The organism is Mesorhizobium sp. P2_C5_2 (assembly GCF_056404535.1).
This window is the reverse complement of the sequence record NZ_JBFUDV010000007.1, coordinates 104996-123140: the sequence shown is the minus strand read 5'-3', so window position 1 is coordinate 123140 and position 18145 is coordinate 104996. Positions and strand designations below refer to the sequence as shown.

The 18145-nt window shown below is 60.2% G+C and carries 19 protein-coding genes, 1 tRNA gene and 1 pseudogene; 7 read left to right on the top strand and 14 right to left on the bottom strand.

Annotation, left to right across the window (positions count from 1 at the left end):
* Positions 1 to 2 precede the first annotated feature (2 nt).
* The 8 genes from AC1D1B_RS25880 to AC1D1B_RS25845 all read right to left on the bottom strand — a co-directional run bounded on the left by AC1D1B_RS25880 (position 3) and on the right by AC1D1B_RS25845 (position 7873).
* A complete protein-coding gene (locus tag AC1D1B_RS25880) occupies positions 3 to 791 on the bottom strand; it encodes a TatD family hydrolase (protein ID WP_477335657.1) in 789 nt (262 codons plus the stop codon).
* The gene (metG, locus tag AC1D1B_RS25875; protein WP_477335656.1) at positions 791 to 2341 is read right to left on the bottom strand and encodes a methionine--tRNA ligase; all 1551 of its coding nucleotides are present in this window, start codon (positions 2339 to 2341) and stop codon (positions 791 to 793) included. Before metG ends, AC1D1B_RS25880 begins: the two co-directional genes overlap by 1 nt.
* 92 nt (positions 2342 to 2433) lie before the next feature.
* Positions 2434 to 3489: a DNA polymerase III subunit delta' gene (locus AC1D1B_RS25870; RefSeq protein WP_477335654.1), complete on the bottom strand. Its 1056-nt coding sequence runs from the start codon at positions 3487 to 3489 to the stop codon at positions 2434 to 2436.
* Complete coding sequence (gene tmk / locus AC1D1B_RS25865) at positions 3486 to 4160, bottom strand: dTMP kinase (RefSeq protein ID WP_477335652.1); 675 nt, start codon at positions 4158 to 4160, stop codon at positions 3486 to 3488. Before tmk ends, AC1D1B_RS25870 begins: the two co-directional genes overlap by 4 nt.
* A gap of 71 nt (positions 4161 to 4231) precedes the next feature.
* Positions 4232 to 5398: a D-alanyl-D-alanine carboxypeptidase family protein gene (locus tag AC1D1B_RS25860; RefSeq protein ID WP_477335650.1), complete on the bottom strand. Its 1167-nt coding sequence runs from the start codon at positions 5396 to 5398 to the stop codon at positions 4232 to 4234.
* Positions 5399 to 5496: 98 nt separating this feature from the next.
* A complete protein-coding gene (locus tag AC1D1B_RS25855; RefSeq protein WP_477335648.1) occupies positions 5497 to 6711 on the bottom strand; it encodes a septal ring lytic transglycosylase RlpA family protein in 1215 nt (404 codons plus the stop codon).
* Between the two features lie 446 nt (positions 6712 to 7157).
* Complete coding sequence (locus tag AC1D1B_RS25850) at positions 7158 to 7580, bottom strand: hypothetical protein (protein ID WP_181056935.1); 423 nt, start codon at positions 7578 to 7580, stop codon at positions 7158 to 7160.
* 20 nt (positions 7581 to 7600) lie between these two features.
* Entirely contained in the window at positions 7601 to 7873 is a 273-nt protein-coding gene (locus tag AC1D1B_RS25845) for a hypothetical protein (RefSeq protein ID WP_477335646.1), read from the bottom strand.
* Between the two features lie 1124 nt (positions 7874 to 8997).
* Between AC1D1B_RS25845 and AC1D1B_RS25840 the strand changes: the two genes are divergently transcribed.
* Positions 8998 to 9087: transfer RNA gene (locus AC1D1B_RS25840), tRNA-Ser, on the top strand.
* Between the two features lie 237 nt (positions 9088 to 9324).
* Positions 9325 to 9873 carry a hypothetical protein gene (locus tag AC1D1B_RS25835; RefSeq protein ID WP_477335644.1) on the top strand — a complete coding sequence of 183 codons (549 nt, stop codon included), beginning with the start codon at positions 9325 to 9327 and terminating at the stop codon, positions 9871 to 9873.
* A 34-nt stretch (positions 9874 to 9907) separates the two neighbouring features.
* Here the strand turns inward: AC1D1B_RS25835 and AC1D1B_RS25830 are convergent, their stop codons facing one another.
* The 3 genes and pseudogenes from AC1D1B_RS25830 to AC1D1B_RS25820 all read right to left on the bottom strand — a co-directional run.
* Positions 9908 to 10786, bottom strand: a complete 879-nt coding sequence (locus AC1D1B_RS25830) for a hypothetical protein (RefSeq protein ID WP_477335642.1) — start codon at positions 10784 to 10786, stop codon at positions 9908 to 9910.
* 308 nt (positions 10787 to 11094) lie between these two features.
* Positions 11095 to 11283: a hypothetical protein gene (locus tag AC1D1B_RS25825; RefSeq protein ID WP_477335640.1), complete on the bottom strand. Its 189-nt coding sequence runs from the start codon at positions 11281 to 11283 to the stop codon at positions 11095 to 11097.
* A pseudogene (locus tag AC1D1B_RS25820) lies at positions 11277 to 11486 on the bottom strand (hypothetical protein); the annotation flags it as partial. The pseudogene AC1D1B_RS25820 and the gene AC1D1B_RS25825, both read right to left, overlap by 7 nt.
* Before the next feature lie 18 nt (positions 11487 to 11504).
* Here AC1D1B_RS25820 and AC1D1B_RS25815 point away from each other — a divergent pair.
* A complete protein-coding gene (locus tag AC1D1B_RS25815) occupies positions 11505 to 11705 on the top strand; it encodes a hypothetical protein (protein WP_477335638.1) in 201 nt (66 codons plus the stop codon).
* A gap of 358 nt (positions 11706 to 12063) precedes the next feature.
* Here the strand turns inward: AC1D1B_RS25815 and AC1D1B_RS25810 are convergent, their stop codons facing one another.
* From AC1D1B_RS25810 to AC1D1B_RS25800, 3 genes are all read right to left on the bottom strand, one after another.
* Positions 12064 to 13035: an AbiTii domain-containing protein gene (locus AC1D1B_RS25810; RefSeq protein WP_477335636.1), complete on the bottom strand. Its 972-nt coding sequence runs from the start codon at positions 13033 to 13035 to the stop codon at positions 12064 to 12066.
* Between the two features lie 404 nt (positions 13036 to 13439).
* Positions 13440 to 14156 carry a pentapeptide repeat-containing protein gene (locus AC1D1B_RS25805; RefSeq protein WP_477335634.1) on the bottom strand — a complete coding sequence of 239 codons (717 nt, stop codon included), beginning with the start codon at positions 14154 to 14156 and terminating at the stop codon, positions 13440 to 13442.
* A gap of 38 nt (positions 14157 to 14194) precedes the next feature.
* Entirely contained in the window at positions 14195 to 14485 is a 291-nt protein-coding gene (locus tag AC1D1B_RS25800; protein WP_477335632.1) for a hypothetical protein, read from the bottom strand.
* 151 nt (positions 14486 to 14636) lie between these two features.
* On the opposite strand from AC1D1B_RS25800, the gene AC1D1B_RS25795 reads away from it, so the two are divergent.
* From AC1D1B_RS25795 to rimO, 4 genes are all read left to right on the top strand, one after another.
* Complete coding sequence (locus AC1D1B_RS25795) at positions 14637 to 15266, top strand: class I SAM-dependent methyltransferase (protein ID WP_477335630.1); 630 nt, start codon at positions 14637 to 14639, stop codon at positions 15264 to 15266.
* A 131-nt stretch (positions 15267 to 15397) separates the two neighbouring features.
* Positions 15398 to 15805 (top strand): DUF930 domain-containing protein, encoded by a 408-nt coding sequence (locus AC1D1B_RS25790; protein ID WP_477335628.1) that lies wholly within the window; start codon positions 15398 to 15400, stop codon positions 15803 to 15805.
* A 163-nt stretch (positions 15806 to 15968) separates the two neighbouring features.
* Positions 15969 to 16628: a TerC family protein gene (locus tag AC1D1B_RS25785; protein ID WP_477335626.1), complete on the top strand. Its 660-nt coding sequence runs from the start codon at positions 15969 to 15971 to the stop codon at positions 16626 to 16628.
* Between the two features lie 140 nt (positions 16629 to 16768).
* Positions 16769 to 18082 (top strand): 30S ribosomal protein S12 methylthiotransferase RimO, encoded by a 1314-nt coding sequence (gene rimO / locus AC1D1B_RS25780; protein WP_477335624.1) that lies wholly within the window; start codon positions 16769 to 16771, stop codon positions 18080 to 18082.
* Positions 18083 to 18145: the final 63 nt, after the last annotated feature.

Here is an 18145-nt window from a genome sequence, read left to right as displayed (position 1 = left end):
CGTCAGAGCTCGGAGGGCCGCGGCATCTTGCCGAACAGCCGGAAGAAATTCGCCGTCGTCAGCGTCGCGATCTCGGCCTCGCTGACGCCGATCGTCTCGGCCAGCACCTTGGCCGTATGCGCGACATAGGCCGGCTCGTTGCGCTTGCCGCGGAACGGCATTGGCGCCAGATAGGGCGCGTCGGTTTCGACCAGCAGCCGGTCATGCGGCACATCGGCTGCGATAGCGCGCAACTCGGCGGAGTTCTTGAAGGTCAGTATGCCGGAGAACGACACATAGCCGCCAAGCGCCACACCGACCTCGGCCAGCCGGCGCCCCGAGGAAAAACAGTGCAGAATGAAGGGGAAGGCGCCCTTCCCTGTTTCGTCTTCGAGGATAGCTGCCATGTCGTCATCGGCATCGCGCGAATGGATGACCAGCGGCAGGCCGGTTTCGCGCGCGGCGGCGATGTGGGTGCGAAAGCCCTGTGCCTGCGCGTCGCGCGGCGCCTTGTCATAGTAGTAGTCGAGCCCGGCCTCGCCGATCGCCACCACCTTTGGATGCGCGGACAGGCGCACAAGCTCCTCCGCCGTCACATCGAGCTCTTCGCCGGCATTGTGTGGATGGGTGCCGACCGAGCAATAGACTTCGTCGAAACTCTCTGCGATTTCAAGTACTTGCGGAAACCGCTTCACACGTGTCGAGATGGTCACCATGCGACCGATCCCGGCGGCCTTGGCGCGGGCGACGATGGCCGCCCGCTCCTCGGCGAAATCCGGAAAGTCCAGATGGCAATGGCTGTCGACGAGCATCAGGCGCTCGCCTCTGGCTTTTCGACGTAACGCGGAAACACGCCCTCCGGCGCGGGCAATGCCGTGCCGGGCACAAGTGCGTAGTCGGCGTGGACATGCGCAAAGTCACGATTGTCCGCCGGCACCGCCAGCAGATCCAGCAGCTTGCCGGCCGACCCCGGAATGTAGGGCTGGCACAGCAACGCCACGCGCCGTACTAGCTCGGCGGTCGTCCACAGCACCGTTTCCATGCGCGCCGGATCGGTCTTCTTCAACGCCCAGGGTGCCTGCGAGGCGAAGTAACGGTCGGCTTCCGCCACCACACTGAAGATCGCCGCCAGAGCCAGATGGATGCCCTGTTCCGCCATCGCTTTGCGCGCCGTGCCAAGCGCTTCCACCGCCTGGTCGAGGATCGCGCCATCGGCATCCAGGAGGTCGCCGCGCTGCGGCACCACGCCGCCGCAGTTCTTGGCGATCATTGACAGCGAGCGCTGCGCCAGATTGCCGAGGCCGTTGGCAAGGTCGGCGTTGGTGCGGTTGACGATCGCTTCATGGCTGTAGCTGCCGTCCTGGCCGAACGGCACCTCGCGCAGGAAGAAATAGCGCACCTGGTCGAGGCCGTAATGCTCGACCATGGTGAAGGGGTCGACGACATTGCCGACCGACTTCGACATTTTCTCGCCGCGGTTGAACAGGAAGCCATGCGCGAACACGCGCTTTGGCAGCTCGATGCCCGCCGACATCAGGAAAGCCGGCCAGTAGACCGCATGAAAGCGGACGATGTCCTTGCCGATGATGTGCGTGGCCGGCCAGTAGCGCCATTGCTCGGCCTTGGTGTCGGGATAGCCAGCGGCGGTGATGTAGTTGGTCAAGGCATCGACCCAGACATACATCACATGCTTGTCATCGCCGGGCACCGGCACGCCCCAATTGAAGGTCGTGCGCGAGACCGAGATATCCTTGAGGCCGGACCTGACGAAGCTCATCACCTCATTTCGGCGCTCGGCCGGACCGATGAAATCAGGCTGGTTTTCGTACAGCGCAAGCAATTTGTCCTGGTAGGCGGAAAGCCGGAAGAAATAACTTTCCTCCTCGTTCCACTCGACGGGCGAGCCAAGCGGCTCGCGCCGCACACCGTCGTCGCCGAGCGTGGTTTCGCTCTCTTCGAAATAGGCTTCCTGGCGGACCGAATACCAGCCGCTATAGCGGTCGAGATAGATGTCGCCATTGGCGGCCATCGCCTTCCAGATCGCCTGGCAGGACGCGTAGTGGCGTGGTTCCGTCGTGCGGATGTAGTCATCATTCGAGCCGCCCATCGCCTCGGTCATCGAACGGAAGATCGCTGAATTGCGGTCGGCCAGCGCCAGAGGCGTGATGCCTTCCTTCTCAGCTGTCTGCTGCATCTTGAGGCCGTGTTCGTCGGTGCCGGTGAGGAAGAACACGTCCTTGCCGTCCAGGCGCTGGAAGCGGGCCAGCGCGTCGGTGGCAATTACGGTATAGGCGTGGCCGATATGCGGCTTGCCGTTCGGATAGAAAATCGGCGTCGTGATGTAGAATGTGTCGCGTGACATGAATGAACCGTCATGAATGTCCGAATTGGATGTGAGGCGGTGGATATCGCATCGAGACGGCGATTGCCATCCCGACCCGAAGCCGGATCCGGTCACATTCGCATTGCGGAATTCAGGCGGTCGATCATGGTCAAGGCGTGCTGCTTCTTGTCGAGATTGTAGGTATCGGTCTCAGATATAGCGTTCAGCGCTTCGTGCCAAGTGTCCGATAGCGTTTTCGCCCGCTTGAGGTCGCCGGCCAGTGCTGCTTCGCTGGCGCCCGCCGAGAGCAGATCCAGCGCGCGGCGGTTGAAGATGTCGAACTGGATCGCCTGGTCGCGGCCGGCGACAGCCTCGGCAAGGCGATAGGCGCCGGCGACGTCGCTCTTGCCTGCCGTCACCAGCGCGTCGAGCGTGCCGGCAATCTCCAGCCCGCCATATTGCGTCAAGAGGATCGCATTGCGGGCGCTGCCCCCTGCCCGCTCGGCCAGTGCCGCGCGCGCCGCCGGATCGGTCGGTGGTGGCGGCTCGACAGTTTCCAGAACGCTCATCAGGCTGCCGGCATCGAGCGGCGCCAGCCGCACCATCTGGCAGCGCGAGCGAATCGTCGGCAACAGGCTGCCCGGCGCATGGACGATGAGGATGAACAGCGTGCGGGTCGGCGGCTCCTCGAGGTTCTTCAGCAAGGCATTGGCGGCGTTGATGTTCATGTCGTCGGCCGGATCGACGATCACCACCCGGTAGCTGCCGTCATGCGAGGTCAGTGACAGGAAGCGGTTGACCTTGCGTATCTCATCGACGGTGACGACCGTCTTGAAGCTCTTGGTCTTGTCGTTCAGCGGCCGCGTCAGATGCAGCACGCCGGGATGCGCCCCGGTGGCGATCTGCCGAAACAGCGATGAGGCCGGATCAGGAACGGCAAACACGTCCGGCGCCTGCTTAAAGGCTGGATGCTTCAACAGATGATGCGCCAGGTGGAAGGCGAGCGTCGCCTTGCCGATGCCGACCGGCCCGGCAAAGATCAGCGCATGCGGCAGTTTTCCCGAGCGATAGGCGGCAGCGAGCATCGTGGCCGCCGGCTCATGGCCGACTAGGCGCAGCGTTTCGGACGGCTCCGGCACGCCGTCCAGCGTGTCGTGCTGCTCGGGGGCGATGCGTTCGAAGATCATGCGGGCGCCGCCTGTCTGTTGCGCGCGGGTGCCCTCGCCTCAAGTGCTGCGAACACGGCCGCCGTGACGACGTCCTCCACCGTATCGGGAGGCGCCGACGCATCGATGACGATGCAGCGGTCCGGCTCGGCGGCGGCAATCGCCAGGAAGGCGGCGCGGCGGCGCTGGTGGATGTCCAGCGTCTCCTTTTCGAAGCGGTCCGGACCATCGTCGGCACCACGCCGCGCGGTGGCGCGCCGCAAGCCCTCGGCGGGGTCGATGTCGAGGATCAGCGTCATATCAGGCATCATGCCGTTGATGGCGACCTCTTCCAGCGCTTCCATGAAGGCCGGATCGAGGCCGCCGGTGACGCCCTGGTAGACGCGGGACGAATCGAGGAAACGGTCGCACAGCACGATGGTGCCGCGCTCGACCGCCGGCCGGATGACCTGCTCGACATGGTCGGAACGCGCGGCGGCGAACAGCAGCGCCTCCATCTTCGGCCCGAACGGCTCGGCGGCGCCGGACAAGAGCACATGCCTGACTGCCTCGGCGCCGGGTGATCCGCCAGGTTCGCGGGTGACGAGGACATCATACTTCTTGGCGCGCATCTTCCTGGCCAGCCGCTCGATCTGCGTCGACTTGCCGGCGCCCTCGCCGCCTTCGAAGGTAATGAAAAATCCGCTTGCCAATCGAAAGGCCTTTGTCCTGCTTTGCGCTGACGTCATAGTCCGCGCCTGAGAAAAGGTCCACGCCGCAGGAGTTAACGCAGCCAGCCTACCGCCAGTTCCTTGGCGGCATCCAGCGCGCGTTGCGGCAGCGTGCCGACGCCGACCGATTCGGCGGCGAACAGCGGCGTCTCCTGGCTCAGCGTATCACCGATCCAGATGCGCAGCGCGCCGACAGGCTGGCCCTCCTCCACGGGCGCCGACACCGGCCCCTGATAGACAATCTTTGCGGTCAGCTTGTCGCGGTTGGCAATCGGCAACAGCACGTTGATCGGCGCCTTTGCCTTCAGCGCCACGCCGGATTTGGCGCCGCCGAACACCTGCGCCTCGCCGACCACTTCATTGTTGGCGAAAATCTCGGTCTTCTCGAAAGAGCGGACGCCCCATTCGAGCAGCTTTCGGGCCTCCTCGGCGCGCTCGCGATCGTTCGCCAATCCGCTCATCGCCGCTATCACCCGCGTACCATCATGGCTAACCGAGCCGACGATGCCGAAACCACCCGCCTCGCTTGCACCGACTGCCAGCCCATCGGCGCCGATCCCCATGGCCAGCAGCGGGTTGCGGTTCCTTTGCGAAATCTTGTTCCAGGTGAAATCGGCCCGGCCATAATAGAGGTAGAGATCCGGGTATTCGCGCCACATATGCAGGCCAAGCTGCGCCAGTTCGCGCACTGTCGTCTGCTGACCGTCGGCCGGCAGGCCGGTCGAATTGACGAATGTCGATTTCGCCAGCCCGATCTGGCGGGCGCGATCGTTCATCTGCGCGGCGAAATTCTCTTCGGAGCCCGCCATGCCCTCGGCCAGCACCATGCAGCCGTCATTGGCGGCCTGAATGGTGACGCCCTGGATCAGGTCCTCGACCCGAACCGCCGATTTGAGCTTGGCGAACATGGTCGACGTTCCTGACGGGGCGCCGCCCTTGCGCCAGGCATTTTCCGAGACCACGAAAGTGTCGTCGAGGGTCATGCGCTTCGACTTGATGGCGTTGAAGACCATTTCCATGGTCATCAGCTTGGCCATCGAGGCCGGCGGTATCGGTTTGTCGGCATCCTTGGAAAACAGCACCGTGCCGGTCTCGGCATCGATCATGAAAGCCTGCGTGGCCTTGGTCTCAAAAAGCTGCGCGTTGGCCGGAGCCAGCGCTGCCAGCACGAGGCCAAGACCCAAAAGCCCGGCAAAAGGGTGGACAAGGCGAAATCGCATGAGAGGCTCGACGCGTTGGCCTGCAGGAAACGTGCTGCAAAGCTATCAGGCTTCTTCCCGGCGGATCAACCGCGCAATGGCAAAGCCGGCCTTGTTGATCAGTTGCGCACAGCCAGCGCGTCCGGCGCGCCATGCGACCATGCCGCGCGCAGCAGATCGTCGACATTGCCGTGGCCATCCGGATAGAGATTGACCGCGTACCAGTCATTGCCGTCGAGTTCGGTGCTCTGGATCTCGGTCCTGCCGAAGGGCTCGAGAGCCGCAGCCACCCGCTTTGCCTCGGCGGCATCGTCGAAGGACCCGGCGGCTACATAATCCGTGACAGCGGGCGCTGCCTGCGGGTTCGATTTCTTCCACGACTGCAGGATGTCGGTCGGCGACATGCCCTGGTCATCAAGGGCAGCAAACACGTCGGCGCGTTGCACGCGTTCATCCGCATAGGACAGCGAGGCCACGGCAAAGGGCGATTCCGGACGCTGAGGCACGATCGGCCCGAATTCGGGCAGTGTCACATCGCTTGAAGCCGGTGCCTGCATCGACATCACCGGCTGCGCTTCGGTGCCGGAATTGGTCAGTTGGCCGGGAAACGGCACGGCGGCAGGTGGTGCGCCAACAGATAGGCTAGGCGATGGGCCGGCCATCGCCACCATAACGCCGGTCGGCAAGCCATCCGACGGGTCCGGTATCCGGTTGCCAGGATGGTAGGACGCCATCAGATACTGATCGTCGTCGCCATCGAGCGGAGCGCGGCCGACATATTCAACCTTCACCTTGGCGGTCCCAACCTTGGCGTAGTCGAGCATCTGCGCGGCACGCTCCGAGACGTCGATGATGCGGCCTTCATGGTACGGGCCACGGTCGTTCACCCGCACGATAACCGAACTGCCGGTTTCGAGGTTGGTGACGCGGGCGTAGCTCGGCAGCGGCATGGTCGGATGCGCCGCCGTCAGATGCGTCATGTCATAGACTTCGCCATTGGCGGTCAGCCGGCCGTGGAAGGCATCGCCGTACCAGGAGGCGAGACCGACCTTGGCGTAGCGCTTTTCTTCCTTCGGATAATACCACTTGCCGCGCACCTGGTAGGGCTTGCCCAACTGGTCGCGGCCGCCGCCGCGCCGCATGTATTGGACGCGCGGGCTGGCCTTCACGCCATACTCGGTCTCGGCAAAATATTCCTTCGAGCGAGGCTTCTTGTAGACCATCGCTTTCGAGTCGGACTGTGGCGACGCGCACGCGGCCAGCAACGCAGCCGAAAGAGCGCACAAGACCAAAGCAGGAGCGTGACGAAGACGCCGATGCGTCGTGGTCTGCATGTTTTCTGATGTCCCCTACCGTGTCGACACAGGCACCGCTTTTAGATTTTCGGCGGAGCCAGAGCAGCAATGCCTGCGACGCGCCAATCCCCATCCCCTTGTGCGCAGGAATTGCTTATCAGCGTATTAATCGATTGTGTCCGGAACCGGGCGAGATTGTGGCATCGCGCCGGCGGCTGCACCGAGGCTTGTCGACGTCAGACCTATCATTGCGGCTCGACGGACTGGACTTCCTGCGCTGTCACTTGCGACAGCTTCTGGCGCTTTACCAGGATCGGCTTCTCGTAGGTCTTCTTCATCGTTTCCCCCCCCGTTTGCTCGTATTTTAGGAAACACAGATTGGTCGGTGTTTCGCCGCATTGTCAATGTTCGGGGCAGAGCGGTGGGATCACCCGCGGCAAAGCCCGGCCAGGACTCGATTGCCCTGACCGGGAGAAGTATGGTTGTCAGGCAGGTATCAAGACGGCGATGCGATGTATGCCGACCACCTTGCTTGTATTGGTCGCCTCATCGGTCTTGCCCTTGGAGCACGTGTATACGTCGCCTTCCTTGAGCTTGAATTCCTTGTCCGCTTTCTTGATCGTGAATGCACCTGCGGTGATCGTGCAGACCATGTCGTTGTCCATCATCATTGCGGGAGCGTGTGCCCCGGGCTGAAAGACCACGTCGACGATTGAAATGCTCTTGTAAGCAGGAATGTCGGAGTTTCCTGTGCCGACCTCCACGACTCTGACGCCTGGGGCAATCTCCTTGCCTTCCTTCGGGCCATATTTCTTGGTCTTCGCAGACGCTACCAGGGTGAAGAGAGGCGTTACCACAGCGGCCGTAACACCGAGCGCAATTGCAGACCTGCGATTCATGGTTTTCATCGCGTCCTCCCATATGTCGGTCACGCTTGAATGTGCGGGACGGCTCGTGTTTTAGCATATATGCATGTACTTGGCGCTGGCCATTTGTCACCCACCGTGCGCGCACTGCATGAAGCGAGCCTGAGCCGCACGAACCGATCGAGCTTGATAAACTGCCACTTCCAATCACGACGGATACGCGCCTCGTGCCGGCCTCCCTCGTCGCCATTAAAGTCCAGTTCGTCGCCGTTCGGCTCGATCGAGGAGATCGGATCCGCCTTCGCGCCAGCCGGTAGCAATGCCGGTTCAGCCAAGGTCAGGCTCGCCTTCCGGATCGTTCCACGTGTTCTGCTCGACCTTGCCAGCGAGGCGTTGATCCACATGCGAAGGAGAGAACGACCATGGACCGCGTTTTTTGACGATCTGATGCGGCTGCATCAGACCCGAGCGACATAGAATTGGCTTCGCTTGGCCATTGGGGTGGCAATCGGTGTCGGCATTGGTCTGGCCGTCGCTGGATAAAGAAAGGCCCGGTAGCCGAAGCCGCCGTCAATTATTGCCAGTTCGAAAACCACGGACTGGTGTCATACCCTAAGCGCGGATTATAATGATCCAGGAAGTTTGCGCCCCCACTTGACGGTCGCGCAGCAACGGTGCGTGTCGATTTACAATCCGGTTTCGGGGTCCGCTTGCTGCCAGCCTTCATATGAGCTGCAGAACACGAGGTTGCAGCCTGAGCGGTGGCCACCTTTTTCTTCTCTTTCGCAACAGCCGCTCCGGTGGCTGCCAATACCATTGCTACGCCAAAGACAACGAGTTTCATTGAAACGCCCTCACCCTGCACAATTCGAAATGATTGCGCCTAGTTAGCGTTACGTCAACGACATTTTGTCCGCAACGACGGCGAATAGTGCCAGTAAAAAGAGCCCGCCACCGTAAGGCAGCGGGTTTGGTCGAGCCACAAGTTGTGGCTTCACCAGAGCTAGGCTTCGTTTCGCCGAACTGAAGGCGCACTGTGCGCGGCAGGCCGAGGAGCAGCTGCGCCTGGGCATTCGCCCGGACGCGGACAGCTTCGTTGTCGCTCAGGTCGACGGCCAGCCCCGCTCCCTCAGCATGAGCGGCTGCGCGTTCTCGGCAAGACCTCCCTGCCCCGCATCCGCTTCCATGACTTCGGCATACCCATGCCACGCAAATGCTTTCAGCCGGCGTTCGTCCGAAGATTGCGAGCGAGCGCCTGGGGATTCGAACATCGGCATAACGCCAGACCTCTATTCGCATGTTATGCCAGGAATGCAGGCAGACGCGGCAGAGCAAGTTGACGTCGCGTTGCAGGCGGCTATAAGCGACAACCGAAAAGGCAAATAGTTGCAAAGCGCGTAGCAAAAGGCTTTCCACAGCCCTATGCCGATTACCAAAAGCGCAATGATTGCAATTAGTTGGAGGGATGGCCGAGCGGTTTAAGGCACCGGTCTTGAAAACCGGCGTGGGTGCAAGCCCACCGTGGGTTCGAATCCCACTCCCTCCGCCACATGCTTTTAATTTTATTAGCTTTTATTGGCCTAATAGCTCCCATCCCTACCTGATCCCCACCTTTGCTGGCGGCTCCACTTTGACGACAACGGACACCGGCGAACAAATACGGTGCTGCGCTCCTTGCGGAATTGGACTCGAATCAATCGCGGTGCTTAGGTCAAATATGTCTGAGTCCTCCGCAATTCGTCACAGCATCGCGCGTCTGGAAAAGGCCCGTGCAGCGCTGGCAAGCTTGGAATCCGCCAATACGCTTGGCGAAGCCGAAAGCGCTTGGTCCGATCTCCTTCTAGCTGCGAACGGCATATACTCGAAACTCGAACAAGGGAGCAAAACCAGCGGGAGGGCAGAAGGCTGGTTTGGTAGAGCCAAGAGAGCGAGAAAGGATGACCCGCTATTGTCTTACATGCACCACGCTCGGAATTCAGAAGAGCACGCTATCGAAGACGTCACCGTCCGGCTAGAAGTTGGACAGGCGACAATTACGGTCCGGCAGCCATATGATCCCCTCAAGCTGGACGGAGTTCAAATAAGCGTAGGAACCGATAGTTCAGGTCACGTTCGAGTTACATCCTCAAACGAGGATTTAATATCTACAAAGATGTACGACAAGCCATCTCTGGCCTTAGTTAGAGTGAAAGACTCTAGATATAAAGACGTTTTTGATCCACCGTCAGAGCACCTTGGGGCTAGGTTGGCAGACCCCACTCCGTTGAAAGTCGGAAAGCTTTTCGTTGATTACATGACCAAGCTAATTGAGGATGCCAAGTCGTTTGGAGTCTGACGAAGGCTGGGAGGCTTCAAAAAGGCAATGAAGGTTATTGCGAAGCGCAAGTGATTGTGTCGAGCATGGCGGAAATTTCTGGCTCTCCCATCATGTACATGCGCGCGTCCTCAGCCCCTTCGATTATTTCCGCCAACTCAGGCCCCGGCTTTGCGCCTCTGTCCGCTATCCATCTTTTCGCATAATCGTAGAACTCATGGGCGATAGTATCGGCGGCCTGAAGGCCGGTCGAACTCGCAACCCCTATCGGAGAAAATTCTACGAGCTTACCTATCTCGGGAAATAGCTCAGCGGCCTCTGCGGCTATGCCGTAAACATTCGCACTTTGGCCGAGGTCAAAGATCATCTTGACCTTCTCTCCGCGCCCCTCGGCGTCCCTAAGAACCGCCTTTGCGCAAAGACCAAATGCGATGCGAGCCGAGCTTCCGGCGTCGTTGACGCTCTTTCTCCCCGCCAAATAGTGCCAGGCCTCTTTCTCAATACCATAGGCTACGGGTGACACTCCAGATTCGATAATGACCTGACGAGATCGCTTTCTCGCTGCGCTTACCGCCGAGGGGTCATAGCGCTCAAAATCCCCCTTACGCGCCTTGCATTTCGACAAACTGAAAGTCTGTATCGCCGTCCGTCCTGGACTGGGTTCCGCAAGGAATTCGCGCCATTTAGCGCCGAGATACTCAAAGTTCTCGGCCTTTCCGACTATTCCACCCCACACCACCACGGGTGCTCCGTTGTCATGCGTGCCGCTATCGTCAAAATAGAATTCGATCATCGTCACTCTCACGGGGCGGGAACAGGAGTTCGTTTCCCCCTTGGGCGTACCAGGAATTTCAATCGGATCAGTTTGAAAACTCAGCCCTTGTCCGATGGTGGACGCCAGTTGCGTTGCTGCCATGCGGTCGCGAAGCACCATAGGCCAAATCCCAGCCAGACAATTCCTTGCAGAGTGGGATCCGGGCGGTAATCGAGAGGATCAACGGCAAAGTGAATCCAAGCCATGAGAATGCACCCCAAGCCTATCATCCAGGTCATTGTGCTGCCACCTTCCTGTATCGTCCGCGCGCGCAATCTCCCAACGCTTGGCATTCGCGCCAGCGTGCGGCGATAAAGCCGCGCCCGTCAAGGCGGTCGATGCTTCTGCAACGCAGCGGCTGCGGCGGAAAACGTGGCTAAGGTGCGCTGGCGACCACCGGCCGAGTTGACCGAACCGTCCTCGGGCGTTCACATCGCATAAGGCTTAGAAACCCATGGAAGGTTCTTGTAAGAGTCCCTCGAAAATCCACGTGCGTTGAAAATTACGCCGCACCCATCAGCGCGCTTCCATGTCACGGAATCGTTGTTGATGCGTGACTCAACGGTCCAGCCGACCGTTTCTTTGTGCCCGGCTGGTTCGAGTGGTTTTTTCAGCATGGTCCCCTCCTCACAACGCTGGCGCTTGACCCCGGATCATCATCGCGCGTTTTGGTGCGCTCTTTGGAGGTCACGAACTTTTCGATTGTCTCGGCCCGGTACAGGACTCGGCCCTGTTTCTTGACGTAGCCGGGGCCGGTTCCGAGCACCCGCCAGCGGGCAAGCGATGCCTTGCTGACACGAAGCACCCCGGCGACATCATCGGCGGTTAGAACTCGCCGGTGGCGGCGAAGGCCAGCGCGCTAAAATCATTCTCAGGCGCGATCGATATGGATACGGTAATCCCATTCGGCCGCGACGAGGATGGCGATGTGGAGATGCGTTCGATCCGCGATATCCTCGCCGATCTAAAAAGCCACGATGATCTTATGCAGGCCATGAACGAATGCCTGCTTCAGGCTAATTTGGGTGCACCGCTATGAACGCTTTCAAGGCCGTCGTAAATTTGTGCAGCGGCTGTGACCGACAGTAACTGTCGAGCCAGTACAGCACTGCTTGGCTATCCACGGCGTTAAGCGGGTTGAGCTCCCGAGAGAACGCGGCCGACGCCGAGAGAAACCCCAGGCCCCAATTAGCCATAGACAAGTCCTGGCCGCTCTGCCGATCAGCCAGCCACTGTCCACAGGTCGCCCTGGCGCCTGCCCCGAGAAGTCTAACCTCGTCCGCAGTAGCCTGATGAGTGTGGCAGACACTCAGAATAACCACTGCGATCAGCCGCGCGGGCATAGCGCTGCCGCCTTGATTTGTCATGTGTCCCCCGGTTTCAGATATTTCGGTCGCCTACTTCAAGCCAGCGAACTTCATCGCGGCTTCCGTGAGCACGTCTGTTAAGATATCCGAGCCGATTTTCCATGCTCCACTCGCCGCTTTCGGGCCGTTCTTCTTGATCCAGGCCAGCGCCTTGTTTCCAAGCGGCTTGTCCAAACTCTTGGGCGGTTCGGCGGCGACGATCTCAGAGAATTCCCTGGCCGCCCCCCGTGGCAGTCCGGCCTGTACCAGCGCGGCGGTTAGCGAACCCATGTCGCCGGCCGCGATCGACAGTGTCACTTGGGCGCCGTCTGTCGCTGTTACATGGGTGACGTTTCCGTAGACCGTCTGATTGACGATTTGGGTAGTCACCGCCGCGCTGCTGCTCAGCTCACCTGCCGGTTTCGCCAGTGTCAATTCGGCCGCCGCCGGCACACGCTTTTCAAGCTCGATTGTAAGTTCCAGAATACGGCTGCGAACAGCCTGTTTGATCTCTCTCATGGATACGGTCGAGATTTCTCCCGTAATCGAATTGAGAGCGTAGCCCTCATACACTTTACCCTGAAGCACAAGGATTAGATTAGACGCATCGATCCCAATTTGGCCGGTGTCCCTGCTTGCTAAGTCCTCAACCGCCGCGATGCTTTCCCGCATCTTGTAATGCGTCCAGTTCTTGCTGGCGTGCTTTTCTATCAGGAGGGACGGTATCGGCGCATTGCGGATACCGCTGCCAAACGGTCCTGAAAAGGTACCCTTGTAGCTCACTTCGACAATTCTGTACTCAGGCACTTCAACATCAGGCGGGTAACCTTCTGTCTCGTATTTCACCCATTCCGCAAGCGGCTCGCTCCCGAGCCGCGACGCCAAAAACCGCAGTTTCAACAGAATGGTGCTGAGGTCTGCGTTGTCGCTGAGCACCGCAGCCTGTATCTCGCGAAGAATGCTAATTGGAAATCCCCCGAAGTGCCCAACGTAAGATATATGGTGCCGATCACGTAGCCGCAACCGCGCCCGACATCGCTTTAGGGCGCGTCAAACTGCGACCGGGTACAAAGCCGGGTACTTTTGTCGCACCTGGAGAAAAATATGATGTCAAAGCAAATGCTTGGCGTCTTCTATTCGGCGGCCACTCCCTCCGCCACAAATTTCCCTATCGTATTGATTTTTTGAAGACTTTTGAAAACAGGCCAAACTTTTCCTAAGTCACTTCCTAATTTCGTAAAACGATGAAGCCTGTGCCTAACGTCTCCCGATGATGAAGTGCCTGGGCTCCGGCTCACTGTCCTCATCTTCGTCGGCGTCCTTGCCATCATAGGCAGGAGGCGCCTCAAGCAGCGGTGACGCTCCGCCCAGACCCGCCGCAGGAAATCCTGTCGGGTGAAGCATTGCCGCAGTTCGCTTGCCGACAACTATTCCTGCTGGAATTGACAGGGCCAATCTTCAGGCCTCGTCAAGCCAGAAGGCAACTCGGTCCGGGCGTCTCCGCAAGCCATGTTGAGCTGCCATTGGGACAGACCCGCCGAATTGGAAAGATCGAGGCCCTCGATACGGGTCAGAAAGAAAAAAGCGCGGTCAAAGTCTATCGGCGCGGTGAACGTCGCTCCTCGGAAGTCCGCCCGCGCGAGATTGGCAAACGAAAAGCGGCTGCCGCTGATATCGGCGTCATGGAACTGCGCACGCCCCAATTCCGCCTTTGTGAAATCAACATTGGTCAGATTGGCGTCCTGGAAATTCGAGCGCTGCACTTCCGCGCCCGCAAACACAGCGCCCTGCGCGTCCATACGGCTGAAGTCGGTCCTGTAGGCCTCGATTTTGTCGAACCGGGCGCCTTTGGCGGTCGAGCCGGCCAGGGAAGCACGCACAAGCGTTGCCTTCTCAAAATTTGCCGCAAGGAGATTGCTGTTCCTGAGGTCGGTCGAAGTGAAATCAACCCCGACCAGGTTCGCCCCGCTCAGGTCCTGTCCTTCTAGGATGAGAAGCTTTTTGTCACACTCCTGCCAATCGACGCCAGGCGTCGCGGCTGCGTCGCAATTTTGAGCGGCAGTGGCGTTCTGCCAAGCAAACACAGTGCAAACCGCTAGAACCAGGCCGGATGCGCCGTAAGCTCTGGTTCGTCTCAAAGTCATTGTTGCTGGACCTCTCTGCTACTCGCCGACAATCAACCTTACCACATCTGCTGACACTGGGAGCGACGGCGTTTTTCCGGGAAAAGCGGCGACCGCCGGTCCATCGGCATCTTCACCTTGCGCGCGCTCATCAGGCGTTGTGTGAGGTAAAGCGTTTCCACTGCGTCGCCTGTCTTATGCGCGAGCGCAGCTTCAGCCACTTTGCGCGGGAAACTGGTGTTGCGAACAACAGCAAACAAAGAATGCCGTAAATCCAAGGGGTTCAACGGTTTTTTAGGATGAGAGCGAACCGTAACGGACGCTGGTTTAGATGTCACTCCCTCCGCCATCAAACTCTGCGATCAAATTGACGTAAGCCGTTGATTTTAGTATTTATTACAGATTTTTTTGGAGCGTCGAGACTTGCTTACCCGTTTGGAAGCCCGAGTTGCCCGGTTAGAATAACTTTTCAACGGACGTTGGAAGGCGCAGAAATAGTCGATGACCGAAACTTCGCTCGACCGACAGGCTCACTGGAACAATGCCTACACAACCAAGGGTGAATCAGGTGTCAGCTGGTTCGAGGGGGCGCCTGCGGTTTCGCTCGATCTCTTTCAGAAATGGGGCATCATCGCCGGGCACAGCCTTATCGACATCGGTGGGGGTGCCTCGCGACTGGTTGACGCGTTGCTGCAAGGCGGTATCCAGGACATCACCGTGCTCGATCTATCGACAACGGCTCTTGATACGGCAAAGGCTCGGCTAGGCGCAGCGGCAGCCACTGTAAGCTGGGTAGCCGCAGATATCACGCGGTGGCAGCCGTCGCGGACCTACGACTTCTGGCACGATCGCGCAGCATTCCATTTTCTGGTGCAAGCCGATGAACGGGCGGCCTATGTCGAGCGTCTTGGCGCTGCGGTCAAACCACGCGGTATCGCCGTGATTGCAACCTTTGCTCCCGACGGACCAGAGCGGTGTAGCGGACTGGAAATGGCGAGATACGATCCGGCCATGCTTGCGCGCGTCATTGGGTCAACCTTCGAGCTTGTGGATCAATGCCGGCATGTGCACACCACACCGTGGGGATCGACGCAGGCCTTCCAGTTCAGTGTGTTCCGGCGCAATCCCTAAATCGCGGCCCAGCCTGTCACGACGACGAGAACGAGCGTGACGAGGGCAGCCAACCTTGTTCGCCTAACGGCGATTTCCGGGCATATCCCATTGCCCCAAAATGGCACTCCGGTTGATTTTCGACCCGAAATATGCTGGTTCTCCCGCCCATGAAAAAACTATTCCTTGCGGCCCTGGCGTCGGTGACGCTGGCCTGGCCTGTCTACGCAATGGACGCCGCCTTGCGCGCCGGCCTGCTGAAACTTGATCCGCAGACCCGTCTGGAACAGAGATGCGACGCCGAGGTTCTGGACCGCATCAGCCACGACGACCACAAGTACAAGGCCGACCGCGTCGTCGCCTATGCATTTGCGACGCCGGAAATGAAGGCCGATGCCATCCGCAGCCCAGGCGCCGCCTTCCGCAGCAAGGGCCAATGGTACCGGCTGAAGTTCAAATGCGAGACGGCGCCGGACCACATGGAGGTCCTGCAGTTCCGCTACCGCATCGGCGACGAAATCCCCGAAGCCGACTGGGCGAAATACAACCTCTACGACTAAGTCCGCTGCGGTTCGAGTTCTCTCAGGCAGAACGGCCCTTCCCCTATTCCTGTGGTTTTTCGGTTCTGGCCTTAGCGTTCTCTTGACGCGCGGGAACCATACACGTTAGGGCGTCGGCATATCCGACGACGAACACTTAGCGAGCAGCAAGGGCCTCCAGTCGATGGACATTTTCAGCGCCGCAAGCATGACGGCCCTCCTCCAGGTCATCGCCATCGATCTGGTGCTTGCCGGCGATAACGCCATCGTCATCGGCCTTGCCGCAGCCGGTCTTCCGGTCGAGCAGCGCAAGAAAGCGATCCTCATCGGCGTCTTGGCGGCAACTGTGCTGCGCATTCTGTTTGCCGCCGTCACCGTCAAGCTGCTTGCTATTGTCGGCCTGCTACTGGCCGGCGGCATCCTGCTGTTGTGGGTGTGCTGGAAGATGTGGCGCGAGTTGCGCACGTCGCATGCCGACGAGCAGGAGGCGACCGAGGCGCTGGCCAATGCCGATCTCGACGGCGACAAGACGGTTGCGACCGGCAAGGCGCGCAAGACGCTCGGCCAGGCAGCGCTGCAGATCGTCGTTGCCGACGTTTCGATGTCGCTCGACAATGTGCTGGCGGTCGCCGGTGCGGCGCGCGATCATTTCCCGGTGCTGGTCATCGGCCTCGTGCTGTCGATTGCCCTGATGGGCCTCGCCGCGAGCTTCATCGCCAGGCTTTTGCATCGCTACCGCTGGATCGCCTATGTAGGCCTGCTGATCATCCTCTATGTCGCGCTCGACATGGTCTATCGCGGCGTCGTCGAGGTCTTGCCGCATGTCAGCAATGCGGTGAGCTGACGCTGCCGGTTACCTGGCTCGCGTACCATCAGGGCTGCCTGCCTGAAGCTGCGGTCGCGTTCGCCGCAGCCGCTGCCCATACCAATGCCGCAATAAGTGTGGTACTGGGCCGCCAATCCCGAAAAACCCGGAACGTTTATATGTCTGCCCCTCGCGTCAGTTTCGTCAGCCTTGGATGCCCGAAGGCCCTTGTGGATTCCGAGCGCATTATCACGCGCCTGCGCGCCGAAGGCTATGAGATCGCGCGCAAGCACGACGGCGCCGACCTCGTCGTCGTCAACACTTGCGGCTTCCTCGATTCAGCCCGTGATGAGTCGCTTAACGCCATCGGTTCGGCGCTTTCGGAAAACGGCAGGGTCATCGTCACCGGATGTCTCGGCGCCGAGCCCGACGTCATCCGCGAGAAGCACCCCAACGTGCTCGCCATCACCGGCCCGCAGGCCTATGAGAGCGTGATGGCGGCGGTGCATGAGGCCGCACCCCCGAGCCACGATCCCTATATCGATCTCCTGCCGCCGCAAGGCGTGAAGCTGACGCCGCGCCACTACGCCTATCTGAAGATTTCGGAGGGCTGCAACAACCGCTGCACCTTCTGCATCATTCCCGCACTGCGCGGCGACCTGGTTTCGCGACCGGCGGCCGATGTGTTGCGCGAGGCCGAGAAGCTGGCCAAGGCCGGCGTCAAAGAATTGTTGGTCATTTCGCAGGACACCAGCGCCTACGGCATCGACATCAAGTACCAGACGTCCATGTTCGGCGACCGCGAAGTGCGGGCGAAATTCCTCGACCTGTCGGAGGAACTTGGCAAGCTCGGCATCTGGGTGCGCATGCACTATGTCTACCCCTACCCGCATGTCGCCGACGTCATCCCGCTGATGGCCGAGGGCAAGATCCTCCCCTATCTGGACATCCCCTTCCAGCACGCCTCGCCGCAGGTGCTGAAGAACATGCGCCGTCCCGCGCATGGCGAAAAGACGCTGGAGCGCATCCGTGGCTGGCGCGAGGTGTGCCCGGATCTCGCGATACGCTCGACCTTCATCGTCGGCTTTCCCGGCGAAACGGACGAGGATTTCGAGATGCTGCTCGATTGGCTGGACGAGGCCAAGATCGACCGCGCCGGCTGCTTCAAATACGAGCCGGTCAGGGGCGCCCGTTCCAACGATCTCGGCCTCGAACAGGTGCCGCAGGAGATCAAGGAAGCGCGCTGGCATCGCTTCATGCAGCGCCAACAGAAGATTTCGGCGACGCAGCTGGCCAAGAAGGTCGGCAAACGCCTGCCCGTGCTGATCGACGAGGCGCATGGCACCTCGGCCAAGGGCCGCACCAAATACGATGCGCCCGAGATCGACGGTTCGGTGCATATCCAGTCGCGCCGCCCGCTGCGCCAAGGCGACATTGTCACCGTCAAGATCGACCGCGCCGACGCCTACGATCTTTACGGTTCAGCGGTCTAGAAACCGCCGAAAGGGCGCCTCCCCGGCGCCCTCGGCTTTTGGCACATCCTCGTCAGGCGGTGT

Coding starts and splice junctions, on each gene's coding strand:
- AC1D1B_RS25880 (WP_477335657.1), bottom strand. CDS start 791: ATGCTCGTCGACAGCCATTGCCATCTGGACTTTCCGGATTTCGCCGAG.
- AC1D1B_RS25855 (WP_477335648.1), bottom strand. CDS start 6,711: ATGCAGACCACGACGCATCGGCGTCTTCGTCACGCTCCTGCTTTGGTC.
- metG (WP_477335656.1), bottom strand. CDS start 2,341: ATGTCACGCGACACATTCTACATCACGACGCCGATTTTCTATCCGAAC.
- AC1D1B_RS25785 (WP_477335626.1), top strand. CDS start 15,969: ATGGACATTTTCAGCGCCGCAAGCATGACGGCCCTCCTCCAGGTCATC.
- AC1D1B_RS25790 (WP_477335628.1), top strand. CDS start 15,398: ATGCTGGTTCTCCCGCCCATGAAAAAACTATTCCTTGCGGCCCTGGCG.
- AC1D1B_RS25850 (WP_181056935.1), bottom strand. CDS start 7,580: ATGAAAACCATGAATCGCAGGTCTGCAATTGCGCTCGGTGTTACGGCC.
- AC1D1B_RS25870 (WP_477335654.1), bottom strand. CDS start 3,489: ATGATCTTCGAACGCATCGCCCCCGAGCAGCACGACACGCTGGACGGC.
- AC1D1B_RS25830 (WP_477335642.1), bottom strand. CDS start 10,786: ATGGTGCTTCGCGACCGCATGGCAGCAACGCAACTGGCGTCCACCATC.
- rimO (WP_477335624.1), top strand. CDS start 16,769: ATGTCTGCCCCTCGCGTCAGTTTCGTCAGCCTTGGATGCCCGAAGGCC.
- AC1D1B_RS25795 (WP_477335630.1), top strand. CDS start 14,637: ATGACCGAAACTTCGCTCGACCGACAGGCTCACTGGAACAATGCCTAC.
- AC1D1B_RS25800 (WP_477335632.1), bottom strand. CDS start 14,485: ATGGCGGAGGGAGTGACATCTAAACCAGCGTCCGTTACGGTTCGCTCT.
- AC1D1B_RS25860 (WP_477335650.1), bottom strand. CDS start 5,398: ATGCGATTTCGCCTTGTCCACCCTTTTGCCGGGCTTTTGGGTCTTGGC.
- AC1D1B_RS25805 (WP_477335634.1), bottom strand. CDS start 14,156: ATGACTTTGAGACGAACCAGAGCTTACGGCGCATCCGGCCTGGTTCTA.
- AC1D1B_RS25825 (WP_477335640.1), bottom strand. CDS start 11,283: ATGCTGAAAAAACCACTCGAACCAGCCGGGCACAAAGAAACGGTCGGC.